General features: G+C 66.8%; 4 protein-coding genes. 2 read left to right on the top strand and 2 right to left on the bottom strand.

Features of this window, described 5'->3' with window-relative positions; genetic code table 11:
* A partial coding sequence (locus VFG33_RS35290) for an alkaline phosphatase family protein (protein WP_325057365.1) occupies positions 1 to 375 on the bottom strand: 375 nt, incomplete at its 3' end.
* A gap of 126 nt (positions 376 to 501) precedes the next feature.
* On the bottom strand, positions 502 to 873 hold the full coding sequence (locus VFG33_RS35285) for a DUF4406 domain-containing protein (protein ID WP_325057364.1): 372 nt from the start codon (positions 871 to 873) through the stop codon (positions 502 to 504).
* A 48-nt stretch (positions 874 to 921) separates the two neighbouring features.
* Between VFG33_RS35285 and VFG33_RS35280 the strand changes: the two genes are divergently transcribed.
* Both VFG33_RS35280 and VFG33_RS35275 read left to right on the top strand, forming a co-directional pair.
* Positions 922 to 1,686, top strand: coding sequence for a DeoR/GlpR family DNA-binding transcription regulator (locus tag VFG33_RS35280; RefSeq protein ID WP_325057363.1), 765 nt, complete (start codon positions 922 to 924; stop codon positions 1,684 to 1,686).
* 136 nt (positions 1,687 to 1,822) lie between these two features.
* Positions 1,823 to 2,914 (top strand): GAF domain-containing protein (locus VFG33_RS35275; RefSeq protein ID WP_325057362.1); only part of this gene is annotated, 1,092 nt, incomplete at its 3' end.

Below are 2,914 nucleotides of genomic sequence, written 5' to 3'. Positions count from 1 at the left end.
GTTGTTGTAGGCCGCGTGGCCGTCCGGCCAGCTGTGCGGCAGCCCCTGGAGGAACTGCATGCCGAGGTCGTCGGCCTGCGGGTGGAACGGCAGGATGTCCTTCGTACCGTTCGACTGGTGGAAGACCGACTTGCCGCTCGGCAGCGTCACCGGGCGCGGGTCACCGAAGCCGCGGACCCCCTTCATCGCGCCGAAGTAGTGGTCGAACGACCGGTTCTCCTGCATCAGGACGACGATGTGCTCGACGTCCCGGAGATCGCCGTGGCGACGGTTCGCCGGGATCGCGGCGGCCTGGTCGATGCTGTTCGACATCGCGGCGAGGGCGGCGGTGCCACCGGCCAGCTGCAGGAACCTGCGACGGTTGAGATCAGGCATGAAGCGATCACCTCTAGGCGGGGAGAAGGACGGCAAACGAGTGGAGTTTTCCATGCGCTTCCCGCCTTGACCAGCACTTCCATCAGAAGTTCAGCGGTACAGCAGGTGAAGCCCAGCCGAGCAGCCTCAGGCGGCGTGCTGGGGGATCTCGTCGAGGTCGTAGTAGACGGGGATGCCGCGGTCGCGGGCGATCGCGACGTCCTGGTCGGCGCCGGTGGAGGCGCCCGGCAGGCGCAGTACGGCGTCGCAGTGCTGGAGTAGGCGCTGGGCGGTCGGGTACATCACTTGGTCGGCGAGGGGATCCGTGACGCCGGTGGCGCCGGCGCTGCTCAGGATGGGCAGGGCGACCCATTCGCCGATCATCGGGACGTGTCCGCGGCGGAAGATCGGCCAGGCGGCCTCCTCCAGTTTGGCGAGGTTCTTCGCCATCAGGTCAGGGTCGTCGCCAGTGCCGGAGCGATAGGGGCCGGCGATCAGGATCAGCAGTGGTCTGGACATGGGTGGACCATAACGTGCAAGAATGCGGAGAAACAAGGAGGAATGTGGATGCTGGCCGCACAACGACGTGCTCTGCTGCTGGAGCGGCTCGTACTGGACGGGCGGATCGTGGCGAAGGATCTGGCCGCCGAGCTCGGCATCTCCGAGGACAGCATCCGGCGCGATCTCCGCGAGCTCGCAACCGGCGGGTTGTGTCAGCGCGTGTACGGCGGAGCGCTGCCGGTCTCGCCTGCGATCGCCAACTACACAGCCCGTCAGGCCGTCGCCGTGGACAGCAAGACACGTGTAGCGCTTGCTGCTGCGGCCCTGATCCAGCCCGGAATGGCGGTCATCCTCGACGGCGGTACTACGGCTCTGGCCGTCGCTCAGGCCTTGCCGAAAGCCTTGCAGGCAACGGTAATCACCCACAGCCCGACGGTGGCGGCTGCCCTCGGACAACACCCCGACCTCGAGATCTACCTGCTCGGTGGCCGGATCTTCAAACACTCCATGGTCGCCAGCGGCGCGGCTGCGGTCGAGGCTGCCCAGGCGGTGACGGCCGACCTGTTCCTGCTAGGCGTGACCGGCGTTCACCACGAGGCGGGTCTGACCACGGGAGACGCTGACGAGGCCGCGATGAAGCGAGCTCTCTCCCGGCGAGCCGCCGACACCTATGTCCTGGCGAGCGCCGAGAAGATCGGGGCTGCTTCACGTTTTTCCGTACTTCCGGTCCAAGAGGTCGCCGGGGTGATCACCGACGCGGAGCCCACCGACCGCGCTGTACAGGACTTGACCGCCGCCGGCGTTTCGATCTTCCCCGCGAGCGTCGAGTAGGGGCTCTAGGCAACAGCTTTGTCGCGGGCCTGCTCCAACGGCAGTTTGAAGCAGGTGTTGGCGATTGCAGCTAGTGAGGATCGGCGGCACACTCAGGAGGGGGTCGCCGGGTGAACCTGGCGATGGGGAGGATGCGATGGTCGAGCGGGCGCCCGCCAGGGGCGCCGTCAGCACAGTGGAGCACGAGCGGCTCCAACGCAACTTCGCGGCCTTGAATGACCAGTTCGCCGCAGCCAACGAGGTACTGTCCGCAGTCGGCCGCTCGGCCGGCGACCCGGACCAGGTACTGACTACCATCGTGGAGAGCGCCCGGCGACTCTGCCGGTCCCAGGCGGCCCATCTCTATCTTCTCGAGAACGGCTTCTATCGCTTGATCAAGGCGGTCGGGCTGTCGGAGGAGTCGATCCGGTTCATCACCGGACATCCGATGCCGATGAACCGCGAGACGCTCATCGGCCGGGTAGGTCTCGATCACACGACCCAGCAGATTGCTGATGTGCTGGCCGATCCGGACTACGGCCGCCAGGATCTTCAGCGGGTCGCGGGATTCCGGACCACCATGGGCGCCCCGATGCTGGTCGACGACCAGGTTGTTGGCGCCCTGTCGGTCTGGCGCAACGAGGTCAGCCCGTTCGACGAGCGCGAGAAGAACATCGTCACTGCCTTCGCGGGTCAGGCCGCGATGGCGATCAACGGGGTGAAGCTGGTCCAGCAGCTCGAGGCCCGTGGTGCCGAGCTGGCGAGGAAGGTGGGGGAGCTCGAAGCGCTCCGCGAGGTCGGCGAGGCCGTCAACTCAAGTCTCGAGGTCGGCGAGGTGCTCTCGACCATCGCCAAGCATGCGGTCCGGCTCTCCGCGACGGACGGCGGCTCGATCATGGAGTACTCCGAGACCGAGCGGTGCTTCCTGGTGCGAAGTACCTATCAGACCGAGCCGCAGGTGATTGAGCGTCTTCGGACCACGCGCATCCACCTCGACGAGACGCTTGTCGGACGCGCCGCCAAGCTCGGACGGCCGCTCGCGGTGACAGACCTCGAAACCGTCGAACTTGACCCCCATCTGCGGGTGCTCTTCGAAGCCGGCTGGCGTTCGGTGGTCGCGGTGCCGATGCTGCGGGAGGGTCAGATCGTCGGTTCACTGGTCGTCCGGCGCAAGCAACCCGGCGAGTTCTCAGGGGAGACGCTCGCCCTGCTGGAGATGATCGCCGACCAGTCCGCGCTGGCGCTGCTG

This window comes from Kribbella sp., assembly GCF_035687465.1.
Taxonomy (GTDB): domain Bacteria; phylum Actinomycetota; class Actinomycetes; order Propionibacteriales; family Kribbellaceae; genus Kribbella.
This window is presented reverse-complemented; position numbering and strand designations above follow the sequence as displayed.